This is a genomic window from Periweissella fabalis, from assembly GCF_012396505.1.
Taxonomy (GTDB): Bacteria; Bacillota; Bacilli; order Lactobacillales; family Lactobacillaceae; genus Periweissella; species Periweissella fabalis.
On sequence record NZ_JAAXPN010000007.1, the window covers coordinates 57,998 to 79,682 of the forward strand.

Annotated in this window: 24 protein-coding genes and 1 other RNA gene; 4 read left to right on the forward strand and 21 right to left on the reverse strand. The window is 37.0% G+C overall.

Annotated elements, in window-relative coordinates; translation table 11 throughout:
- Positions 1-28: 28 nt before the first annotated feature.
- Positions 29-259, reverse strand: a complete 231-nt coding sequence (locus tag HF964_RS06970; RefSeq protein WP_168722328.1) for a hypothetical protein — start codon at positions 257-259, stop codon at positions 29-31.
- A 155-nt stretch (positions 260-414) separates the two neighbouring features.
- On the opposite strand from HF964_RS06970, the gene ssrA reads away from it, so the two are divergent.
- Positions 415-779: a transfer-messenger RNA gene (gene ssrA / locus HF964_RS06975) on the forward strand.
- 81 nt (positions 780-860) lie between these two features.
- Here ssrA and HF964_RS06980 read toward each other — a convergent pair.
- From HF964_RS06980 to HF964_RS07050, 15 genes are all read right to left on the reverse strand, one after another.
- Positions 861-1,157 carry a glycine cleavage system H family protein gene (locus HF964_RS06980; protein ID WP_168722329.1) on the reverse strand — a complete coding sequence of 99 codons (297 nt, stop codon included), beginning with the start codon at positions 1,155-1,157 and terminating at the stop codon, positions 861-863.
- A gap of 9 nt (positions 1,158-1,166) precedes the next feature.
- Positions 1,167-2,378 (reverse strand): FtsW/RodA/SpoVE family cell cycle protein, encoded by a 1,212-nt coding sequence (locus HF964_RS06985; protein ID WP_168722330.1) that lies wholly within the window; start codon positions 2,376-2,378, stop codon positions 1,167-1,169.
- A gap of 49 nt (positions 2,379-2,427) precedes the next feature.
- Entirely contained in the window at positions 2,428-2,637 is a 210-nt protein-coding gene (locus tag HF964_RS06990) for a DUF2969 family protein (protein ID WP_168722331.1), read from the reverse strand.
- Between the two features lie 21 nt (positions 2,638-2,658).
- Positions 2,659-2,940 carry a membrane protein insertion efficiency factor YidD gene (gene yidD, locus HF964_RS06995; protein ID WP_168722332.1) on the reverse strand — a complete coding sequence of 94 codons (282 nt, stop codon included), beginning with the start codon at positions 2,938-2,940 and terminating at the stop codon, positions 2,659-2,661.
- Positions 2,940-3,935: a rod shape-determining protein gene (mreB, locus tag HF964_RS07000; RefSeq protein ID WP_168722333.1), complete on the reverse strand. Its 996-nt coding sequence runs from the start codon at positions 3,933-3,935 to the stop codon at positions 2,940-2,942. Before mreB ends, yidD begins: the two co-directional genes overlap by 1 nt.
- Positions 3,936-4,040: 105 nt before the next feature.
- Positions 4,041-4,265: a DUF1146 family protein gene (locus HF964_RS07005; RefSeq protein ID WP_168722334.1), complete on the reverse strand. Its 225-nt coding sequence runs from the start codon at positions 4,263-4,265 to the stop codon at positions 4,041-4,043.
- A 91-nt stretch (positions 4,266-4,356) separates the two neighbouring features.
- Positions 4,357-4,779 carry a F0F1 ATP synthase subunit epsilon gene (locus HF964_RS07010; protein WP_168722335.1) on the reverse strand — a complete coding sequence of 141 codons (423 nt, stop codon included), beginning with the start codon at positions 4,777-4,779 and terminating at the stop codon, positions 4,357-4,359.
- 11 nt (positions 4,780-4,790) lie between these two features.
- On the reverse strand, positions 4,791-6,191 hold the full coding sequence (gene atpD / locus HF964_RS07015; RefSeq protein ID WP_168722336.1) for a F0F1 ATP synthase subunit beta: 1,401 nt from the start codon (positions 6,189-6,191) through the stop codon (positions 4,791-4,793).
- 32 nt (positions 6,192-6,223) lie between these two features.
- Positions 6,224-7,117, reverse strand: coding sequence for a F0F1 ATP synthase subunit gamma (locus HF964_RS07020; RefSeq protein WP_168722337.1), 894 nt, complete (start codon positions 7,115-7,117; stop codon positions 6,224-6,226).
- Between the two features lie 32 nt (positions 7,118-7,149).
- Positions 7,150-8,664, reverse strand: a complete 1,515-nt coding sequence (atpA, locus tag HF964_RS07025; RefSeq protein WP_168722338.1) for a F0F1 ATP synthase subunit alpha — start codon at positions 8,662-8,664, stop codon at positions 7,150-7,152.
- Positions 8,665-8,685: 21 nt separating this feature from the next.
- Positions 8,686-9,228, reverse strand: coding sequence for an ATP synthase F1 subunit delta (atpH, locus tag HF964_RS07030; RefSeq protein WP_168722339.1), 543 nt, complete (start codon positions 9,226-9,228; stop codon positions 8,686-8,688).
- Positions 9,218-9,736 (reverse strand): F0F1 ATP synthase subunit B, encoded by a 519-nt coding sequence (gene atpF, locus HF964_RS07035; RefSeq protein WP_168722340.1) that lies wholly within the window; start codon positions 9,734-9,736, stop codon positions 9,218-9,220. Before atpF ends, atpH begins: the two co-directional genes overlap by 11 nt.
- 36 nt (positions 9,737-9,772) lie before the next feature.
- Complete coding sequence (gene atpE / locus HF964_RS07040; protein WP_168722341.1) at positions 9,773-10,003, reverse strand: F0F1 ATP synthase subunit C; 231 nt, start codon at positions 10,001-10,003, stop codon at positions 9,773-9,775.
- A gap of 52 nt (positions 10,004-10,055) precedes the next feature.
- Positions 10,056-10,775, reverse strand: a complete 720-nt coding sequence (gene atpB / locus HF964_RS07045; protein WP_168722342.1) for a F0F1 ATP synthase subunit A — start codon at positions 10,773-10,775, stop codon at positions 10,056-10,058.
- 554 nt (positions 10,776-11,329) lie between these two features.
- Positions 11,330-12,616 carry a solute carrier family 23 protein gene (locus HF964_RS07050; RefSeq protein WP_338091092.1) on the reverse strand — a complete coding sequence of 429 codons (1,287 nt, stop codon included), beginning with the start codon at positions 12,614-12,616 and terminating at the stop codon, positions 11,330-11,332.
- Between the two features lie 497 nt (positions 12,617-13,113).
- On the opposite strand from HF964_RS07050, the gene HF964_RS07055 reads away from it, so the two are divergent.
- Positions 13,114-14,721, forward strand: a complete 1,608-nt coding sequence (locus tag HF964_RS07055) for an APC family permease (protein WP_168722343.1) — start codon at positions 13,114-13,116, stop codon at positions 14,719-14,721.
- Positions 14,722-14,875: 154 nt separating this feature from the next.
- On the opposite strand, the gene upp is transcribed toward HF964_RS07055, so the two are convergent.
- From upp to HF964_RS07080, 5 genes are all read right to left on the reverse strand, one after another.
- The gene (gene upp, locus HF964_RS07060; RefSeq protein ID WP_168722344.1) at positions 14,876-15,505 is read right to left on the reverse strand and encodes a uracil phosphoribosyltransferase; all 630 of its coding nucleotides are present in this window, start codon (positions 15,503-15,505) and stop codon (positions 14,876-14,878) included.
- Positions 15,506-15,829: 324 nt separating this feature from the next.
- Positions 15,830-16,855: an L-threonylcarbamoyladenylate synthase gene (locus tag HF964_RS07065; RefSeq protein WP_210727012.1), complete on the reverse strand. Its 1,026-nt coding sequence runs from the start codon at positions 16,853-16,855 to the stop codon at positions 15,830-15,832.
- Positions 16,856-16,860: 5 nt separating this feature from the next.
- Positions 16,861-17,688 carry a peptide chain release factor N(5)-glutamine methyltransferase gene (gene prmC / locus HF964_RS07070; protein ID WP_168722345.1) on the reverse strand — a complete coding sequence of 276 codons (828 nt, stop codon included), beginning with the start codon at positions 17,686-17,688 and terminating at the stop codon, positions 16,861-16,863.
- The gene (gene prfA, locus HF964_RS07075) at positions 17,681-18,766 is read right to left on the reverse strand and encodes a peptide chain release factor 1 (RefSeq protein ID WP_168722346.1); all 1,086 of its coding nucleotides are present in this window, start codon (positions 18,764-18,766) and stop codon (positions 17,681-17,683) included. Before prfA ends, prmC begins: the two co-directional genes overlap by 8 nt.
- Positions 18,767-18,824: 58 nt before the next feature.
- The gene (locus tag HF964_RS07080; protein WP_168722347.1) at positions 18,825-19,415 is read right to left on the reverse strand and encodes a thymidine kinase; all 591 of its coding nucleotides are present in this window, start codon (positions 19,413-19,415) and stop codon (positions 18,825-18,827) included.
- Between the two features lie 203 nt (positions 19,416-19,618).
- Between HF964_RS07080 and HF964_RS07085 the strand changes: the two genes are divergently transcribed.
- Together HF964_RS07085 and HF964_RS07090 are read left to right on the forward strand one after the other, a co-directional pair.
- Positions 19,619-20,968, forward strand: a complete 1,350-nt coding sequence (locus tag HF964_RS07085) for a Mur ligase family protein (RefSeq protein ID WP_168722348.1) — start codon at positions 19,619-19,621, stop codon at positions 20,966-20,968.
- Positions 20,968-21,681 carry a type 1 glutamine amidotransferase gene (locus HF964_RS07090; RefSeq protein WP_168722349.1) on the forward strand — a complete coding sequence of 238 codons (714 nt, stop codon included), beginning with the start codon at positions 20,968-20,970 and terminating at the stop codon, positions 21,679-21,681. Before HF964_RS07085 ends, HF964_RS07090 begins: the two co-directional genes overlap by 1 nt.
- Positions 21,682-21,685: the final 4 nt, after the last annotated feature.

The following is a 21,685-nucleotide window of genomic DNA, read 5'->3' on the forward strand; positions in this document are numbered from 1 at the left end:
AAAGAATCAATATCATTTATATTGGCTGTTAAATATTTTGAAAAATATATGTATTAATACTTATATTTTTCAAAATATTTAAAGTGCTATTATTATTGATATCAACAATAATGCCATCATACTCCGTTAAATTACGATTTATTTCATTAATAAATGCTATATCATCAAATATATATTTAATTTCCCACTGATGCTTGCAAATAAGCGGTGTTAATAGTTCTCTAATAACCTGCTCTTCCTCAAACATTAAAATGCGCATGCTTCTTCTCCTAAAAAAATTATGTATTTATATTTTATAATTTATATTAATATTATCCAGTTTATAATATAGAATCAAGGGTTATTTTATTACAGATATTATAATGGGACAGCATTTTTTCATCATCTATGATACAATTAAATATATTATATTTTGGGGCCGTTTTGGATTCGACGGGTATTGGTCATGCTATGATTGCATTTAGGGGTTGTGAACCTATAATCCACTCAGTCAGAATAACTGCAAACAATTCAAACAAAACTTACGCATTAGCTGCTTAATAACCAGTTAGCGTAGTCTAAGGCATGTTCGTCCATGATGTGTTTTAGACCACTAATAGTGGACTACGTTTTCTTCCTTTTATCCAGAGTATTAAAACGGAAACTAACTGGGTTAGCTTTGTTGATCACGAAGTCAATTCCGTGTGCAACTTAGTGAATTATAAATAGAATTACTATGAATGTAGATATTATAGTGGTGAGATATTCGGACGCGGGTTCGAACCCCGCCGGCTCCATATTTAGGATTGTCTTATGGCAACCAAAAAAGCTAGCTGAGACTTAACTCAGCTAGCTTTTTTATTTTTAATAATCTTTAAAAATTAGTTCTTTAAAACAACCAACCAATTATCATCTTGACTGGAATTGCTCAAGATTGATGGCTTATCGATTGCAACTGTATTAACTGCGACTACTGTGCCAGCAAATGGCGTATCAAAGTCTAAGACTGCTTTTGTAGCTTCAATGCTAGCAAGTGCATCACCTATTGCTAAAACTGTCCCAATCTTAGGTAAATCAACAAACGATACATCGCCTAATTCTGTCCGTGTTTGATCTGTTAAACCAATTCGAACTCTTCCATCAGCGCCTTCAACTGTCCAATACCACTTTTCACTCATCATGCTCTCCTATTTATTGCTAAATGAACTTCGATTTGCAAACATATAACTCTTATAATGATACCGCATTGACATAATCAGACCAACACCAATTAGGTTCCCCAAGAGTGCTGATCCACCCTGAGAAATAAATGGTAATGGAATCCCTGTTAACGGTAGTAACCCGATACTCATCCCAACATTTTCAAAAACGTGGAAGAGAATCATCATTACAACCCCAGTGGCAATGTTAGCGTAAAATTCATTGCGGGTATCAAAAGTCACTCGAATCATCTGATAAATAAGTAGAAAATACAATAAGATTAACATCAAACCACCAATGAAGCCAAAGTTTGAGCCAATCACCGAAAAAATCATATCTGATTCTTGTACCGGTACGTGAACATGCATTATATTAAAGCCATTACCAGTAATTTGTCCTGATCCAATCGCTTTCATCGATTGCCATAACTGATAACCTGCATTAGAAGTATCACCTGATGGGTTCAACCAAACGTCAACTCGTTGGAATTGATATTGTTGAAAGCCAACATGATATAGAACCTGGCGGCCCCAATCAGTTGTGACAAATGTTAATACCGTTCCACCAACCACCGCAAATGAACCAATCATTGGCCCTAAAATACGCCATGATATTCCAGAAACAATTAGCATACCACCAAAAATCGCTATAAATACCAGCATTGTCCCAAAGTCATTTTGTGCTTTTAATAAAATGATAACTGGTAATAACCAAAGCACCATAATTCCAAATAATTTAAAGTCGGATTTTATATCGCGATCTGGATGTTTAGAATTATACAAAGTAATTACTCTTGCCATCATCAAAATGAATGCTGGCTTCATAACCTCAGATGGCTGAAATGTTAGTGGTCCCAGTGCAAACCAACTTTTCGCCCCCGTCTTAGCCTCATATGCTCGTGAGTAAAGAAATAACACCGCAAAGAGCAATAATACTCCCAATCCATATGCAACTGGAGCAATCTTCCATAATTGTTCTGCATCAAATTGCATGATAACCACAACAATTACTACTCCAATAAAGTACCAAATTGCTTGTGGTTTAATCATTGCCATCACATTCCGTACATTGGGATCATGTGAAGCTGCAACATAAATCGATATTAGCCCAATAATGGCTAACATCATGACCACAAAAATAATACCCCAATCAATCCGAGCTTCATCAATCTTTGTCGTCTTTTTAATCCGTGCTTGCATACAACTCAAGCCTCCATATCAAATTCACTTTCGAAAAGCAAAGGAACCTCTAACTGTGTAAGTTATACTCGGCAATCACTCGTCCTAATACCTCGTCAAAGCTTTTACCTTCTAACTGACCACCATCTTCAAATTTAGCAACTACCATATCTTCTTTGGTGATAATTTGGCCCACTTTACGTTTCCCAATCATTACATTCAGAGCCCCATTCTTTTGCTCCTCAATTGTAACAGGAACTGTCCGATCTTTTTTTCCCATAGTTCTTTCCTTTACAAAATCCTAACCTATTTTATGTTCTTGCTGCGCTTTAGCTATATCGGTAGCATTGGTATTTCGTCGGAGGTTAAATGTATTTGGAACTGGATCATATCCTCCTGGTACAAATGGTTGACAACGCATAATTCGTGCTAAAGTCATTAGCGTACCCCGCATTGCTCCGTGCTTTTTAAGCGCAACTATGGCGTAGTTAGAACATGTCGGATAGTACCGACACGAAGGCGGAAACAGCGGTGAAATAAATTTCTGATATAAGCGCACAAAACCAATGAATACTTTTCTCATTAATTAAGGTGTTTTTTCTTACTGTTCATATGTTCTAGTAATTCACCTGCTCCTTGAGCAACATTGTCAAGCGGAGCTTCTGAAATTACAACTGGCACTTGTAAAGCTTCAGCAACTAGTTCATCAATTCCTTTAAGTAATGAGCCGCCACCAGTTAACATGATACCACGGTCAACAATATCAGATGCTAATTCTGGTGGTAATTGAGCTAAAACACCATGTGCTGCACTTACAATTTGTGCTAGTGTATCATGTAAGGCTTCTTCAACCTCATTAGCATTAATTTCAATAGAACGTGGCATCCCATCATAAGCATCCCGGCCACGCACTTCCATCGTATCAGGATTCTTTTGTGGAATCGCTGTTCCAATTTGAATCTTAATTGTTTCAGCTGTCCGTTCACCAATAATTAAGCTATGGTGACGCTTAATGTAACCAACAATTTCTGAGTTCATCTTGTCACCAGCAACTCGAATTGAATCTGATGCAACAATGTCACCAAGTGAAAGAACGGCGATATCAGAAGTTCCACCACCCATATCAATTACCATATTACCAGTTGCTTTAAAAATATCTAAGCCTGCACCAACAGCAGCAACTTTTGGTTCATATTCAAGAAATACTTTAGCACCACCAGATTTTTCAGCTGCTTGAATGATTGCTTTACGTTCAATTTCAGTAATGTTAGTTGGGGCACAAATCATAATATTTGGTTTTGACAAGAAACCTTTAACATTTAATTTATTAATAAAATACGTCAACATTGCTTCAGTAACATCAAAATCCGAAATAACGCCATCACGTAACGGACGAATAGCCCGAATGTTACCTGGTGTACGGCCAACCATTTGATATGCTTCTAAACCAACTGCCAATACCCGATCAGTTTTTGCATCAACTGCCACGACAGATGGTTCATTTAATACGATACCTTTACCTTCAACATAGATCAGCACATTTGCTGTTCCTAAGTCAATCCCGATATCTTTTGCCATGCTTTTTTCTCCTTAATTCCTAACTGTTTTACAAAATAATTATAATTATACCATTACAAACGCCAGGCTTCCAAACGGTATCAATGTTTTTTATTACTTTTATAGTTAATTAACTAAACCACGTAATGCCTGAACTTGCTCTACAAAATTTATAAAGAATAAGCTCACCAAATAGCCAATGATAATTGCTAATAAAATTTTTAAAATTTGAGCATAATTTGCTTTAGCAATTACACGTTCAAATGGTATTGCATTCATAATTAAAAATGCTACATAAATCAATACTACTTCAAGGCAAATTTGAAATAATGCAACAATTCCTGATGTCATTTAATTTCCTCCTATAAATCTACTTGCTAATCATACCATATTCATACGAATAAAAAAGATTGGGACGCAAAATGCATCCCAATCTTTTTTATTACTTACGAGTAACAATCTTAATTCGATTAACGGCACGAGCTAAGGCAACTTCTGCTCGAGCAAGTTCATTTGGATCATGTACTTCATTAGCATGGCTTATATGTTGCTCAGCACGATGCTTAGCTGATTCGGCACGTTGAACATCAATTGCTTTGGCTGTTTCAGCACTTTCAGCTACCACAGTCAACGTGTTATTTGAAAATTCAGCAAAACCACCGTTAACAGCAATAAATTCATCATCGCTATCAGCAAAGGTAACTTTAATTGCATCAATCTTTAAAGCAGACACAATTGGTTGATGATTAGCCATCACTCCAATTGCCCCGCTAATAGTATGAATTACGGCTAATTTTACCCCATCACGGGTGAAAACTATACCATCGGGAGTCACAATATTGACTGCTAATGTATGTTCAGCCATTGAAAGCCTCCTTATTTAACCATTTTTTGGGCCTTTTCAACTGCTTGTTCAATTACTCCGACGTTACGGAATGCATCTTCAGGAAGGTCATCATGCTTTCCTTCTAGGATTTCCTTAAATGAACGAACTGTTTCTGCAACTGGTACATATTCACCCTTTAAACCAGTAAATGTTTCCGCAACTGAGAATGGTTGTGACAAGAAGAATTGAATCCGACGAGCTCGGTTAACAACCGTCTTTTCTTCATCTGATAATTCATCCATCCCAAGAATTGAGATAATATCTTGTAATTCACGGTAACGTTGCAAGACGTGTTGCACTTCAGTTGCAACATCATAGTGTTCTTGACCAACAACTTGGGGGTCAAGGGCTGATGATGTTGAAGCAAGTGGATCAACGGCTGGGTAAATCCCTTGTTGTGTCAAGGCACGTTCCAAGTTAGTTGTTGCATCCAAGTGTGCAAAAGTCGTTGCCGGTGCTGGGTCGGTATAGTCATCGGCTGGGACATAAACGGCTTGAATTGAAGTAACAGACCCCTTCTTCGTTGAGGTGATTCGTTCTTGTAATTGACCCATTTCAGTTGCCAAAGTTGGTTGGTAACCAACGGCTGATGGAATCCGTCCCAAAAGGGCAGAAACTTCGGAACCAGCTTGGGTGAAACGGAAAATGTTATCAATGAACAAGAGCACGTCTTGACCATTAACATCACGGAAGTGTTCAGCAATAGTTAAGCCCGTCAAGGCAACTCGCATCCGTGCACCAGGTGGTTCGTTCATTTGACCATAAACCATGGCAGTTTTTTCCAAAACGCCAGATTCTTTCATTTCGTGATACATATCATTACCTTCACGAGTCCGTTCACCAACCCCAGTAAAGACTGAGATTCCGGCGTGCCCTGAAGCGATATTGTGAATCAATTCTTGAATTAAAACGGTTTTACCAACTCCGGCACCCCCGAACAAACCAATCTTACCACCACGCACATATGGGGCAAGCAAATCAATAACTTTAATCCCGGTTTCAAGGATTTCAGTTGAGTTTGCCAATTGATCATAGGCAGGTGCTTCACGATGAATTGGGTCACGTGGTGCATCTGGGCCAAATTCTTCACCGTTATCGATAGTTTCCCCTAAGACATTAAACACCCGACCAAGGGTTGCTTCACCAACAGGTACAGAGATTGATGCTCCAGTATCAGTAACGCTCATTCCGCGTTGCAAGCCGTCGGTTGAATCCATCGCGATAGTCCGAACCACCCCATCTCCAAGGGCAAGTGAAACTTCAACCGTTAAGGTAGCACCTTCACCCTTATCAATAACTAACGCATTGTTAATGTCTGGCAATTTGCCATCAAGCGGGAATTCAACATCGACAACTGGCCCAATAACTTGTAAAACTTTACCAGTACTCATAATTATGTTAATTCCTTTCGCAAATAAATTTATTAATCTAATGCAGCCATACCACCGGTAATTTCGGTAATTTCCGTTGTAATTGCTGCTTGACGTGCTCGGTTAAATTGTAGTTCAAGACTACTAATAACATCCTTAGCATTGTCAGTCGCTGAACGCATTGCATTAGCACTTGCTGCATGTTCAGCAGTTTTAGCATCTAAAATAGCCCCGTAAAGCATCGCCTCAACGTATTGAGGTAGGACTGCTTTTAAAATTGCCTCTGGTGATGGAGCCATTTCATAACTCGCAAATGATGCTGTTGCACCAGTTTGTTTAGCATGAATTTGGAGGGTATCTTCCGTGATTGGCAACATTGGCATCACTCTGTATTCATTAGAAATCCGATTAACAAAGTGATTATATGCAATTGTTAATTCATCAAAAACATCACTGGCAAACATGGCCGTAACAGCTTTCACAATTTCACGAATTTCCATGAATTGCGGAACATCGTTAACACCACGGTATTCATAAGTTACATTGAAACCACGTTTCTTAAAGAAATCAGCTCCAACGCCACCAACTGCCAAAATTTCAGTGTTGGCAGGTGTCAAATTCTTTTTAGAAATTAAATCCAGCGTTTGTTTTAACACTGTACTATTATAACTTCCTACTAAGCCCCGATCAGATGTTACCACCAAGATACCAGTCTTGCTAATCGGGCGAACCTCGAGTAATTCACCTTGAGCATTTGCTAAGACATGTGCTTGCGCCAAGTGGGCTACCACGGCTTTAACGTGAGTTACATAGGCTTGGTATCCAGTGGTATGCCGTTGAATTTGACTCAACTTAGCGGTTGATACCATTTGCATAGCACCGGTAATTTGACCAGTTTTTTTAGTTGACGTAATGCGTCGTTGAATATCTTGTAAAGATGCTGGCATGCTATTTCTCCTTCCTCAAATTTCACTTTGCTTTATTGAGCATCTGAAGCTTGGAAGGTTTTCTTGAAATCAGTGATAGCCACATCCATTTTATCTTCAGCTGGTAAATTATGTGTTTCAAGAATTTCATCAAGAATTGCCTTATGAGATGCTTGAACGTAGCCAATCAATTCGTCTTGGAAGCGTTGAATATCTTCAATCGCAACGTCATCAATAAATCCATGAGTCAAGGCATACAATACCAACACTTGTTGTTCAACCGGCATTGGCTTGTGAAGTGGTTGTTTCAACACTTCAACCGTTCGACGACCACGTGCTAATTTAGCTTGTGTAGCGGCATCCAAATCAGACCCAAATTGGGCAAATGATTCAAGTTCATGATATGAAGCTAAATCAAGCCGAAGTGTTCCGGCAACTTTTTTCATTGCTTTAATTTGGGCATCCCCACCAACTCGTGACACAGAAGTACCAGCATCAATCGCTGGCCGCACTCCTGAATAGAATGAATCTGAATCCAAGAAGATTTGCCCATCAGTGATTGAAATAACGTTCGTTGGAATGTACGCCGAAACGTCCCCAGCTTGGGTTTCGATAAATGGTAAGGCCGTCATTGACCCACCACCCAATTCATCGCTTAATTTTGCTGCTCGTTCAAGTAAGCGTGAGTGTAAATAAAATACATCCCCTGGATATGCTTCACGACCAGGTGGCCGACGAAGAATCAATGAGAGTTCACGGTATGCCGTGGCTTGTTTTGATAAATCATCATAGATAATCAAGACATGCTTACCATTGGCCATGAATTCTTCACCAATCGCTGCCCCAGTATATGGTGCAAGATATAACATTGGTGCTGGTTCAGAAGGTCCGGCTGTTACGACAATAGTATAGTCTAAAGCACCTAAACGACGTAACGTCTCAACTTGCGTCCGTACAGTTGAATCTTTTTGACCAATAGCAACATAGATGACAATCATGTTTTGATCTTTTTGATTCAAAATAGTATCAATTGCTAGCGAGGTCTTACCAGTTTTACGATCACCAATAATCAATTCACGTTGTCCACGACCAATTGGTACCAAAGCGTCAATCGCTTTAATCCCAGTTTGTAATGGTTCAAAAACTGATTTGCGTTCCATAACGCCTGGTGCTTTATGCTCAACTGGACGTGTCTTTGTTGTTTTAATTTCGCCAAGCCCGTCAATTGGTTGACCAAGTGCGTTAACAACGCGCCCAATCATTGCTTCCCCAACTGGAACTTCCATAATCCGTCCAGTTCGTTTAACAGTATCGCCTTCGCGAATGTCATCAAATTTACCAAGAATAACGATACCAACATCGTTTGATTCAAGGTTTTGTGCCATCCCAAAGACACCGTTTGAAAACTCAACCAATTCACCAGCCATAGCATTGTCAAGACCGTGCACGCGGGCAACTCCATCCCCAACGTAGGTCACTGTCCCAGTTTCTTCAACTATAAGCTCATCTTGGTAACTAGCTAGTTGTTGCTTGATGAGAGCACTGATTTCCTCAGCCTTAATGCTCATACCGGTTTCACCTCTTCATGTTTATTTAACCAACATACGGCGAATTTTATCGATTTTAGTTGCTAAGCTACCGTCAATTATTCTACCGTCAGCTTCAACAATTACTCCCCCAATAATATTAGGGTTGATTGTTGTCTCTAAAACCACTTTATTAGCGCCGAGATGTTGGGCTAAGTGTGTCGCTAATTTTTCTTTTTGAGCCGTTGAAATTTCAACAGCTGTGATTGCATTAGCATACACAACTTTGTTCTTTTTATTAACTAATTTATTAAAGTACTCAATAATCAAAACCACTGCATCAAGATGTTGATATTCAAAAATCATTTGAATAAAATTTGCTACCAACGGATGTGCATCTTGTTTAAGAGTATCAATTACTACTTGTTTTGCTTTATTTGGCAAGCTAGGACTAGATAGTTGTTGCACGTAATTAGGATTACTTACAAAAACATCGCGCACAGTATTTAAATCTTTTGCAACGATTTCTAATTCTTTTTTTTCAGTAGCCAATTCAAATAAAGCTCGTGAATAACGTTTAGCTAATGTTATTGAATTAAGCTTCATTATGTGTACCTAACCCTTCAATATAAGAGTCAATTAACGCTTTTTGATCATCCAACTTTAACTCTTTTTGAATAATCTTAGTTGCAATTTGCACAGATAAATCAGCAACTTCATTTTGAACACTAGCTAATGCATCACGGCGAGCTTGTTCAATTTCGGCTTGTGCTGAAACTTTAAGTGAACTTGCATCTGTCTGTGCTTTATCAATAATCGCTTGCCGTTGTTCATTACCTTGATTCTTTGCATCTGAAACAATCGTTGTTGCTTCTTGACGTGAAGCCTTTAATTGTTCTTGACGCTTAACTGCCAATTCTTCAGCTTCTTTACGGGCATCTTCAGCAGAATCAATATCTGCGGCGATTTTATCGGCACGTTCTTGCATCATCTTAGTTACCGGGCCCCAAGCAAATATTCTTACTAGGACTACTAAAATTGCAAATGAAACCAAAATGAATGCCATGTCACCAACATATAATTGATTACTTGCTAAAATATCAACTGAAAACATTCTGCCACCTCACTTTCTTCTAAATTTTAAAGTTGCTTACTTGAAAAGCAAAAGAAGTGAGATAACGAAACCTAAGATTGGCACCGCTTCAACAAGACCAACCCCAAGAAACATTGCTCCACGTAACTTACCTTCTAATTCAGGTTGACGGGCAGTTCCTTCAATCATGGCTGCAATAACGTGACCATTACCAATACCGGCACCAATAGCGGCACCACCGGCTGCAATACCAGCACCAATTTGAGCTAAGTGACCAATGTTTTCCATTTTGATAAATCCTCCGAATATTATATATTCTAAATTTTTAAATTAAATGAGCTTATAGTTCTTCAACTATTGTTTTCTCAGAGATATAAACCATTGCTAGTGTAACAAAAACGTACGCTTGTACACTACCAATGAATACTGAGAAACCTTGCCAAATAACTTCAAGAATGATTCCAGGAATAAATGTTATTACCCCGTGAGAGAATGCAAAACTTGCAATTAAATTAAGCAACATTTCACCAGCCATAATATTACCAAACAACCGCAATCCCAAAGTAAGGAAACTTGTAAATTCCTCGATAAGGTTAACTGGGAATAAAAACACATAAGGACTTAAATAGTTATTTTTAAAATACTTCTTAAATCCAAGTGTGGCTACCCCAAGATAGTGAGCCATAACAATCATTATCATTGCTAAGGTCATGGTAAGAATCGGATCAGCAGTTGGACTCTTTAAATAAGTAAAATCACCCAATTTAACTTGAAAAATCAAGCCAAATTGATTGGCAATAAATATAAATATAAAAAGAACAAATGCTAGTACACGCATATTTTGCCCCGTGCGGTTTGGCAATGACGATTCAACAATTTTATTTGTAAAATCAATAATCCATTCAAGGACATTTTGTCTACCGCTTGGACGAATTTGCGGCCGTCGTGACAACCACAAGATCAGGAAAAACGTAATTAACATAACGACTGTAATTGAAATTAAATTGGTTATATTAAAAGTTAAACCCAAAAAGTTAAACGTCGGAGCTTTTTCACCCACACTAATTCACCTCTTTTCTCCTTCAAAATTTAGTCTACGAAATACTTTGTAATAAATAAATTATCGTTTTTTATTACTTGTGATAATCATTACTCAAAATACACCCCAAATACTACTCCTTTGATATAAAAAATACAATCATATTTTTTAATAAAATTTAACTCTAAATGCCGATACATCAACATATTTAACACAGTAAGCGTTTTCATATAATTTTCACTTTTTTTAATTTCCATAAAACTAAATTATTCATTTCACAAAATTGAATAATTTCCTCATAATAATTATAAATTATATCCGAATAATCTTATGTTAATCATTATTTATTTTTAGTTATTATTAGTACCGATGATTAGTACATTAACGTTGGCGAATATTATTTTTAGCATTATCACATTTTTGAATTTTAAACAACTAAACTTTGTGATTAAGTTACCATCCATCCTTTACTGATTCTTTTACACTACTTCAATTTATATATTTTCTGAAAAAAAACACACTATTTTTCAATAAAAAATAGTGTGTCAAAGTTTAAATTTTTCTAAACTTAATAATTATTCTTTTTCTGATGCTGCTTGCTTAGGAAGAATTAAGTTAAGTACAATTCCGAGTACTGTCGCAACTGCCAAACCTGAGAATTGCGTTTGTCCAAGCTGTAAGTATGCATTACCGATTCCAATAACTAAGATTGTTGAAGCAATCATCAAGTTACGCTTAATATTAAAATCAATCTTATTGTCAACAATGATACGTAGACCAGATGAAGCAATCACTCCGAAAAGTAGGAAACTAATTCCACCAATTACTGCCCCAGGAATTGATTGAATTAATGCTGATAATTTACCAACAAAGGCAAATAAAATTGCAAACGTTGCTGCTCCGCCAAGGACCCAAACTGAATGAACACGTGTAATAGCTAGAACGCCAATATTTTCACCATATGAAGTTACGGCAGGTCCACCAAAGATTCCTGCAACAATCGATGCTGTTCCGTCACCAGCTAAAGTTCTTTTAAGCCCTGGATCTTGAAAGAAGTTACGATTGGTTAACTTGTTAAGCACCATGATGTGGCCCATGTGTTCCGTCATTGTAACTAATGCTAGTGGTGCCATCGCTAAAATTGCACCTAATTGGAAGGTTGGTTTGTAATTTACAAATGGAATATCAAAAGCTGGTAAAGCAAACCAATGTGCAGCCATTACCGGAGCAAAATCAACTAAACCGGCAAAACAAGCTAAAACATATCCTGTTACTATTCCCAATAGAATTGGAATTAGACCAAGAAATTTACGTAAAAACATATTATATGCAATCGTAATTAATAAAGTAGCAATCGCTACAATAAATACTCGAATGTCATAAACACTTTTAGTAGCACTAATGTGTCGCATTGTTGCATTCGTTGCAGCCGATCCAGCCAATGATAAACCAATAACCATAACAATTGGTCCAACTACTACAGGTGGTAAAATTTTGTTTATCCATTCTGAACCAATAATAGTTACTAATAATGCGACAATTAGATATACTGCTCCGACTGACCAAATCCCTTGTGCAATCGCTGGATAGCCGGCACCATGCATTAAAGCCAACATGGGAGTGATAAAGGCGAAACTAGAACCCATATATGCAGGAATCTTAGCCTTAGTAATTAAAATGTATAATAATGTTCCCACTCCTGAACTAAATAGGGCAACCCCTGGGTTCAAACCAACTAGTAAAGGTACCAACACTGTTGACCCAAACATTGAAAACATATGTTGTAATGATAATCCTAACCACATCCCCAATTTAGGACGATCACTAATATCTAAGACGACATTGCGCTCCATTTGTTCCATTCTCTATTCCTCCAAAAAATAAAAAAGACTGCATCCCAGTTTCGTACCGGAACACAGTCGTAGTATGCTAATCAAATAATTGCTATTAATCAGATATAAACGTACCTTCTGTGTCTCACAGGACAATGTTAAAGGATAATAAAATTATTAATAAATATAATACTAAATATAGTTCTAAAAAGCAATAAAGATTTTTTAATAGCTATTAATAATTATTTTAAAACCAAAACTGAGTCTATATTCGCCAATAATGTTAGTAATCCGTCACCAATGGAATATGATTTATGTTTATCACAACTCAGACATCTTATATAACACAACTTTATATAAAATTGCAAATTTATTATATAAAAATTACCAAGATTTATGTTTTATTTAATTAATTAAAGTAAATTCTAATTAAATTAACGTTTTTATAATATATATTAGATTTTTGTATTCTTTTTTAGTATGATAGTTATCTATGGTAATTACCATGCATGTACAAAGGAGGTAACATGAAGAATAAAACCGGGGCCAAAAAAATTGGCCTGTTTCAATTAACTATGTTAGGCCTAGGATCCCTTATTGGTTCGGGATGGTTGTTTGGTGCTTGGGAAGCTGCCCAATTAGCCGGACCTGCGGCGATTATTTCCTGGGTTATTGGCGGTATCATTATAGGTTCAATTGCTTATAATTACATTGAGCTTGGAACAATGTTTCCACAATCAGGTGGAATGAGTAAATATGCCCAATATACGCACGGTTCTCTTTTAGGATTTATTGCATCGTGGGCAAATTGGATTTCATTAATCACATTAATTCCAATCGAATCAGTGGCGGCCGTTCAATATATGAGTTCGTGGCCTTGGGCATGGGCAAATTGGACCAACAATTTCATTTCAAACGGCAGTATTACTTCTGCAGGTTTAATGGTTGTTTTCCTATTCATTATTGTATTTACGTTATTAAACTATTGGTCAGTTGAATTATTGACTAACTTTACTAGTTTAATTTCGATATTTAAAATTGGTGTACCCCTTCTTACAATAATAATGCTAATGCTTTCAGGTTTTCATATTAACAATTATGGATCTAATTTACATGAGTTCATGCCTTATGGTACGGCCCCTATATTTGCTGCAACAACGGTCTCTGGAATCATTTTTTCATTTAATGCCTTCCAAACTGTTATTAATATGGGGAGCGAAATTAAAGATCCTAAGCGTAATATTGCTCGAGGAATAACCTATTCATTGTTAATCAGTGGGATTATTTATGTCTTGTTACAAAGTACTTTTATTACATCTTTAGATCCTAAGATGATTGCCGCACATGGTTGGCATGGCATTAATTTCTCTTCACCATTTGCTGATCTTGCGATGCTACTTGGGATACACTGGCTTTCTGTATTGCTATACATGGATGCCTTTGTCTCACCTTTTGGTACTGGTGTTTCATTTGTGGCTTCATCTAGTCGGACATTAGCTGCAATGGTTACCAATAATCATATCCCAAAATTTTTAGGCCATATTAACGAAAAATATAAAACTCCCCGAGTTGCAATGCTTGTTAATGCTGGTTTAAGTATGATTATGGTTTCTATTTTCCGTTCTTGGGGTACCTTAGCTAGTGTTATATCAACATCGACATTGATTGCCTATTTAACCGGTCCTGTTACCGTAATGTCTTTACGTAAAATGGCACCTGAATTTACCCGTCCATTTCGTGGTAGAATATTAAAGGTTATGGCTCCACTTTCGTTTATACTTGCTTCATTAGCAACTTATTGGGCTATGTGGCCAACTACTATCGAAGTCATTTGTGTTATTTTATTAGGTATACCGCTTTATTTTTATTACGAGTGGCGGACAGGTTTCAAAAAAACCAAAAAGGATTTCGCTGGTAGTTTATGGATGATTGGCTATTTAATCTTTATATCGTTTATATCATTCATTGGTTCAAAAGAATTTAACGGCCAAGACTGGATCCATTACCCATTTGATTTTATTATTATAATTGCAGGTTCATTATGCTTTTATTATTGGGGCACATTTAGTCATGTTATGACTAAATATTTCAAACAAGCCCAACTCATTAATTCAAAAGTTAAAATCAAAAAATAAAAGTTAACAAACATAAATTAAATATATGCTGTCTTAGCATATTAAAAGCCGCGTTAACCAAAGCATGAGATCAATCCTCATACTTTGGTTAATGCGGCTTTTTTGATAGAATCTTTCAACTAGACTTATTCTAGTTCTTCATAACTCTTCAGTACTATTTAGTTCCAAATAAGCGATCACCAGCATCACCAAGACCTGGGACAATATAGCCGTGCTCGTTTAGGCCTTCATCAAGTGCTGCGGTATAAATATCAACATCAGGATGCTCATCTTGAACAGCTTTAACCCCTTCAGGTGCTGATACTAGCACAACTAATTTAATAATTTTAGCTCCACGTTTCTTGAGTGCCTCAATAGCCATGTTGGCAGAACCACCTGTCGCCAACATAGGGTCAACAATTAGAACTTCGCGTTGATCGATATCTTCTGGTAACTTCACAAAATATTCAACTGGTTGTAACGTTTCTTCATCACGGTACATACCAATGTGCCCAATCCGTGCTGCTGGAATCATACTTACAACTCCATCAACCATTCCAAGACCTGCCCGTAAAATTGGAACGACGGCTAATTTCTTACCTGCTAAACGTTTCTTTACCGTTGTTGTGATTGGTGTTTCAATTTCTACATCCTCTAATGGCATGTCACGAGTTACGTCATATGCCATTAACATCGCAATTTCATTTACCATTTCACGGAACACTTTAGTTCCAACAGTTTTATCGCGAACAATTGACATTTTATGTTGAATCAAAGGATGATCCAAAACTTCAAGCTTCCCCATTGTATGTACCTCACTATTTATTTTATCAATGTTAAGTATAGCAAACTGTAGTCGTTGTTTAAACTAAAATTAACTAATAATTAGCCAATGTTTATTATTTTTTTCTTATTATCAATAATCTAAGTAAGCTATCAGAGGTAGGGCTTAAATTCTACAAATGAGACTAACATATATTATCTATTGTTAGATTTTGTAGGTTACTAATAGCGGAGCCTAGGCCAAATTATTTCACTTTCATTAAGATAAAACTAAAAAAGGCTGAATTTTTTAGAAATTCAACCTTTTTAGCATTTCATATTTTATAGTACATTTTATTTAGCAAATTTACATGTCTACATCAAAATATTGATCACTGGCTGCTTTACCAAGACGATTATTATATGCGCGGCCAACACCTTGATCTGCAAAGCGGTGAACCAAAATCGTTTCAATGTTGTCACGATCATCGAAATAACGTAATCCTGCAAATAACTTAGCACTTGCAGTTGTCACATCATTACCTAATGACCAGACAAAATCCATTCCAGCTAAATGATTAGCTTCAATAACGGCATCTGGGGCCATTATTCCAACCGGTTCAAGTTGTTGTTGAGCCCAGATTATCGCTGCTTCCCATTTGTCAGATTGTACCATGTATACTGGTACATCTGGTGCATAATGACGATACTTCATCCCAGGAGCTTTTGGGGTCTCATCAATGCCAACTTTTCGATGTTCAGAATTAACTTCACCAATAACCGCTTCTAAAGCTTCTTGTGTAACCGCCCCTGGTCGTAAAATAGTTGGAGTAGCAGTTGTAATATCAATCACCGTCGACTCAACTCCAACCCTAGCGGCTCCGTCATCAATAATTCCAGCAATCTTACCTTGCAAATCGTGCCAAACATGTTGAGCCGTCGTTGGTGATGGTTTACCAGAAGTATTCGCGCTTGGACCAACAATTGGTGTATCCGCTAATGCAATGAACTCGCGTGTTACATCACTTGCTGGTAAACGAAATGCAACTGTTGGTAAGCCACCTGTAACAACAGGAGATAAAGCTCCTTCATCATAACGCATAATAATAGTCAATGACCCGGGCCAAAAGTTGGCAATTAATTTTTGAGCAATTACCGGAATTTCAGATACAAAGCGTTTAACCATTTCTACATTTGCAACCGTGACAATTAAAGGATTATCTGAGGGACGATTTTTAGCCGCAAATACTTTTTTGACAGCACTCTCTTTTGTAGCATCGGCACCAAGCCCGTAAACTGTTTCAGTTGGAAATGCTACGACTTGTCCTTTTTTAATTAATTCTGCCGCCGCAGCTAAGTCAGTTGTAGCGGTTTTAAACATTTTGGTTTCCAAAATTATTACTCCTTCTCTTGTTTCTTAAATACCCTAATCATACGATCATGGTTACTTAAATCTTTAATTACATCAACTTGAGCATGTGGTAAGCCACCTTTCATTAATTCAGCAACCGCAGGCCCTTGATGTAACCCAATTTCAAAATATGCATGTCCATTAGGTTTTAGATAATCAGTTAGTTGTCGAGCAATGGCCTGATAAATCGCTAAGCCATCATTGTCTGCAAACAACGCTAAATGTGGTTCATAATCAATAACATTTTGATCCATGATATCCATTTCTGTGGCCGCAATGTAGGGCGGATTTGAGACAATAATATCATATCGCTCATTGATATTGGTGAATATATCACTAGCTATAAAATTGATATCAATTTGATGCTTATCTGCATTTTGTTGCGCAACTGTTAGCGCATCCAATGAAATATCACTTGCTGTAATTTGCCATTTTGGTCGCTCACTTTTTAAAGTTATTGCTATAGCTCCTGAGCCTGTACCAATATCTAGGACTTTTTGGCTTGTAATTGGATTATCGTTTAAAATCAATTCAATCAATTCCTCTGTCTCAAGTCGAGGAATCAAAACACGTTCATCGACCATAAAATCACGCCCGAAAAAATGAGCTTCACCAAGTACATATTGGACTGGTTCGCCAGCATTAATCCGTAATATAGCGGCTTTAAAGTTAGCAAAGTCAACTATTTCGTCTCGTAAATGTAAAATTAATTGTGAATATGTCCATTTATTTTGAATCATTAAAACTAAATTGACATCTGCTTCATCGAGATAAGAAAAAGCCCATTGACGGGCTTCAAAATAAGTATTAGGCATTATTTTTTAACGCTTCCATCTTGGCTGTTTGATCAGCAATTACTAACGCATCAATTACATCACCAAGTTCACCGTTAACAATTCGATCTAGTTTGTTCAATGTTAAACCAATCCGGTGATCAGTTACCCGGTTTTGTGGGTAGTTATAAGTTCGAATACGTTCTGAACGATCCCCTGTACCAACCGCTGATTTACGTTCTTCAGCATATGCTGATTCATTTTGTTGCGCAAAATAATCATAAACCCGTGCCTTCATAATTTGTAAGGCTTTGGCACGATTTTGTTGTTGCGAACGTTGATCTTGCATAGAAACAACAATTCCAGTCGGTAAGTGAGTCATCCGCACAGCAGAACTTGTCTTGTTAATGTGTTGTCCACCAGCCCCTGAAGCACGGAATACATCAACACGTAAATCTTTATCTTCAATTTCAATTTCAACATCTTCAAATTCAGGCATCACCCCAACTGTGGCTGTTGAAGTGTGAACTCGTCCAGCTGATTCAGTTGCGGGTACCCGTTGCACACGGTGTGCCCCACTTTCATATTTCAACTTAGAATAAACGTTAGTTCCTGAAATCATAACTACGACCAATTTGTAACCACCAACTTCAGTCATTGTTTCATCGATAATTTCATTTTTCCAACCTTGACTTTCAGCATAGCGCATATACATGTTTAATAAATCACCCGCAAATAGTGATGCTTCATCCCCACCAGCAGCTCCATGAATTTCCATAATAATGTTTTTATCATCATTAGGATCTTTTGGTAAAAGCAAGATTTTAAGTTGTTCTTCAAGTTGATTTTTTTCAGTCTTTAATTCACTTAATTCTTCCTTAGTCATTTCGGCTAATTCAGCATCAAGGCCTTCTGATAACATCTCTTCATCATCAGCAATTGTTTCAACAACAGTCTTGTAGTGCTTGTACACTTCATTTGTTTCACGCAATGAACCTTCTTCTTTTGAAAGTTCCATAAAACGATTAGTGTCAGCAATCACCGCTGGATCACTAAGCATTTCAGCAACTTCATCATATCGATCAGCTACTGATTGTAATTTTTGAAAAATCTCATCCATTAAATTGGTCTCCTATATAGTTCATCTGTTTATTTTATGTAGTTAAAATCTAAATTAACTATTCCTCAATTGCTATTGTATCAAGTAATGGGTGAAAATAATGTTCACGACATACCGGATAGTAACTTTCATTACCCCCAATTTGCACTTGTTCACCTTCATAAACTGGTTTACCGTCAGTAACCCGTAAATTCATACTTGCTTTCCGGCCACAGAACCAACAAATTGTTTTAATTTCTTCAATTTTATCAGCAAAAATTAATAATGCTTCTGAGCCTTCAAAAAGATGATTCTGAAAGTCATTTTTTAGACCAAATGCTAAGACTGGGATGTTTAACTCATCAACGACTCGTGTAAGCTGTAACACATTTTCACGGGTCAAAAACTGAGCTTCATCAACTAAGACGGCATATGCATCTTTATTTAACTCATTAATCAAGGCAAAGACATCAGTATCAGCAAAAATTGGATGTGCCGGGCGCGACATCCCGATTCGTGAAGCAACTAATCCTTCACCATAGCGATTATCTAACCCACTTGTCAAAATAATAACAGCTTTACCTTGCTCTTCATAATTATGAGCAACCTTTAAAATCTCGATTGTTTTACCACTATTCATTGCTCCATAACGGAAAAATAATTGTGCCATCGTTAGTCCCTTTCAAATAATAAATTATCTCGTTCAAATTTAATACAATACTATTTACCATTATAGCGGAAATTAGGCCGAAAGGTAACGAAAAGCACATTAAAAATTTTGATTTTTTTACAAAACGTACATCTCTGGGTATCATCAATAATTTTAAACATGTATAATGATAGCCATATATGGAAATCTAAAGGAGTCAAAACATGACAATTCGCAGCTCATTTGCAAGTCTCGTTGGTAAATCAACATATTGGTTACTTCATGATGTATTACATCGTGGTGGTACTTCATTACCAGGAAAAATTGCTACTAACATCGATCCCGATATTTTAAAAAGCCTCGCTCAAGACTTCGATGTCGTCTTGGTAACTGGTACCAATGGCAAGACTTTGACCACCGCTTTGATTACCCGCGTATTGCGTGAAAAATATCCTGATATCATTACTAACCCATCTGGTTCAAATATGATTCAAGGGATTACTGGTACATTATTAACAGCTAAAACCACTAAAAATCAACGTCCGTTAGCTGTCCTTGAAGTTGATGAAGCAAATGTAGTTTTAATTACCAAATACATCAAACCAAAAGTATTTGTTTTAACAAATATTTTCCGTGATCAATTAGATCGCTACGGTGAAATTTACAGTACGTATCAAAAGATTGTTGATGGAATTAAATTAGCACCCGATGCCACGATTATTGCTAATGGAGATTCACCAATTTTTAGTCGTGATGACCTACCAAATAAGAAGCTTTTCTATGGTTTTAATCATGTTGATCAAAGTGCCGATTTTAAAGCACCAGCTAATACCGATGGCGTACTATCACCAACTGACAATTCAATTTTACACTATCATTCAATTACATATGCTAACCTAGGTGATTACTTCTCAGTGACAGATGATTTCAAACGGCCAAAACTAGCTTATGCAGTTACTAAAATCAATCAATTACATCCCAAGTTCTCTAACTTTGATATTGATGGTTCAACATTCCAAATTGAAGTTGGTGGCTTATATAATATTTACAATGCTTTAACGGCCTATGCGGTTGGTCGTTTCTTTGATGTCACTCCAGAAAAAATTCATCATGCTTTTGAATCAAATGCACAAATTTTTGGACGCCAAGAATCAATTAACGTTGATGGTAAGGACGTCACGATTGTTTTAGTTAAAAATCCGGTTGGTGCTAATCAAATTATTGATATGATTGCCACTGAAACAGATGATTATTCATTAATGGCCCTACTTAATGCTAATTATGCTGATGGAATTGACACTTCATGGATTTGGGACGCCAACTTTGAAAAACTTCACCAAACTAACATTAAAAATGTGATTACTGGTGGTGAACGTTACAAAGACTTTAACGTACGTTTAAAGATGGCTGGGTTTACTAAACAAGCAGTCTATCCTGATTTAAATGACGCTATCAAAGCTATTAAAGCTGTACCAACTGAAAAGGTTTATGTTATGGCAACTTATACGGCAATGTTACAATTACGAGCTCATTTGCTAGAACAAGGATACATTAAAGGACGGGTAACAGAATAATGACTGAACAACAATATAATTTACGCGTCGCCCATTTATATGGTGACTTGATGAATACGTATGGTGACTACGGTAATATTATTGCCTTACGTTACTATGCCCAACAAATTGGCGTAGACGTCACTGATCAATTAGTTTCGCTCGGGGATGATTTTAATGCCGATAACTTTGATTTTGCCCTTTTTGGGGGTGGTCAGGATTATGAACAATCAATTGTTGCTCCTGATTTACAACGAATCGGTAATGAAGTAACCCGTTTTATCGAAAATGATGGACCAATCATCGCCGTTTGTGGCGGTTATCAATTACTCGGTAACTACTTTATCATGGCTGATGATACCCGCGTTGAAGGGATTGGTGCGATGAATATTTACACCGAAAATCAAGCAACGAGTCGCTTTATTGGTAATGTCACCATCAAAAATAGTGAAACTGGTGAAGAATATCACGGGTTTGAAAACCACCAAGGCCGTACTTATCTAAGTGAGCAAGAACGTCCTTTAGGCCAAGTTGTCGTCGGCAATGGTAATAATGGCGTGGATGGTAGTGAAGGAGTCATTTATCGCAATGTTTTTGGAACCTATTTCCACGGCCCAATTTTAACTCGCAATGGTAACTTAGCTCTCCGGATGCTCGAATTAGCCTTAATTCGTAAGTACCCGACGGTCGATTGGCACAGTAAATTAGCCAATGTCACACCGGAATTCTTTTAATAAA

Bases quoted from the DNA above. Each gene is read 5' to 3' on its own strand.
- HF964_RS06970 (WP_168722328.1), bottom strand. From the start codon at position 259: ATGCGCATTTTAATGTTTGAGGAAGAGCAGGTTATTAGAGAACTATTA.
- HF964_RS06980 (WP_168722329.1), bottom strand. From the start codon at position 1,157: ATGAGTGAAAAGTGGTATTGGACAGTTGAAGGCGCTGATGGAAGAGTT.
- HF964_RS06985 (WP_168722330.1), bottom strand. From the start codon at position 2,378: ATGCAAGCACGGATTAAAAAGACGACAAAGATTGATGAAGCTCGGATT.
- HF964_RS06990 (WP_168722331.1), bottom strand. From the start codon at position 2,637: ATGGGAAAAAAAGATCGGACAGTTCCTGTTACAATTGAGGAGCAAAAG.
- yidD (WP_168722332.1), bottom strand. From the start codon at position 2,940: ATGAGAAAAGTATTCATTGGTTTTGTGCGCTTATATCAGAAATTTATT.
- mreB (WP_168722333.1), bottom strand. From the start codon at position 3,935: ATGGCAAAAGATATCGGGATTGACTTAGGAACAGCAAATGTGCTGATC.
- HF964_RS07005 (WP_168722334.1), bottom strand. From the start codon at position 4,265: ATGACATCAGGAATTGTTGCATTATTTCAAATTTGCCTTGAAGTAGTA.
- HF964_RS07010 (WP_168722335.1), bottom strand. From the start codon at position 4,779: ATGGCTGAACATACATTAGCAGTCAATATTGTGACTCCCGATGGTATA.
- atpD (WP_168722336.1), bottom strand. From the start codon at position 6,191: ATGAGTACTGGTAAAGTTTTACAAGTTATTGGGCCAGTTGTCGATGTT.
- HF964_RS07020 (WP_168722337.1), bottom strand. From the start codon at position 7,117: ATGCCAGCATCTTTACAAGATATTCAACGACGCATTACGTCAACTAAA.
- atpA (WP_168722338.1), bottom strand. From the start codon at position 8,664: ATGAGCATTAAGGCTGAGGAAATCAGTGCTCTCATCAAGCAACAACTA.
- atpH (WP_168722339.1), bottom strand. From the start codon at position 9,228: ATGAAGCTTAATTCAATAACATTAGCTAAACGTTATTCACGAGCTTTA.
- atpF (WP_168722340.1), bottom strand. From the start codon at position 9,736: ATGTTTTCAGTTGATATTTTAGCAAGTAATCAATTATATGTTGGTGAC.
- atpE (WP_168722341.1), bottom strand. From the start codon at position 10,003: ATGGAAAACATTGGTCACTTAGCTCAAATTGGTGCTGGTATTGCAGCC.
- HF964_RS07050 (WP_338091092.1), bottom strand. From the start codon at position 12,616: ATGGAACAAATGGAGCGCAATGTCGTCTTAGATATTAGTGATCGTCCT.
- HF964_RS07055 (WP_168722343.1), top strand. From the start codon at position 13,114: ATGAAGAATAAAACCGGGGCCAAAAAAATTGGCCTGTTTCAATTAACT.
- upp (WP_168722344.1), bottom strand. From the start codon at position 15,505: ATGGGGAAGCTTGAAGTTTTGGATCATCCTTTGATTCAACATAAAATG.
- prmC (WP_168722345.1), bottom strand. From the start codon at position 17,688: ATGCCTAATACTTATTTTGAAGCCCGTCAATGGGCTTTTTCTTATCTC.
- prfA (WP_168722346.1), bottom strand. From the start codon at position 18,766: ATGGATGAGATTTTTCAAAAATTACAATCAGTAGCTGATCGATATGAT.
- HF964_RS07080 (WP_168722347.1), bottom strand. From the start codon at position 19,415: ATGGCACAATTATTTTTCCGTTATGGAGCAATGAATAGTGGTAAAACA.
- HF964_RS07085 (WP_168722348.1), top strand. From the start codon at position 19,619: ATGACAATTCGCAGCTCATTTGCAAGTCTCGTTGGTAAATCAACATAT.
- HF964_RS07090 (WP_168722349.1), top strand. From the start codon at position 20,968: ATGACTGAACAACAATATAATTTACGCGTCGCCCATTTATATGGTGAC.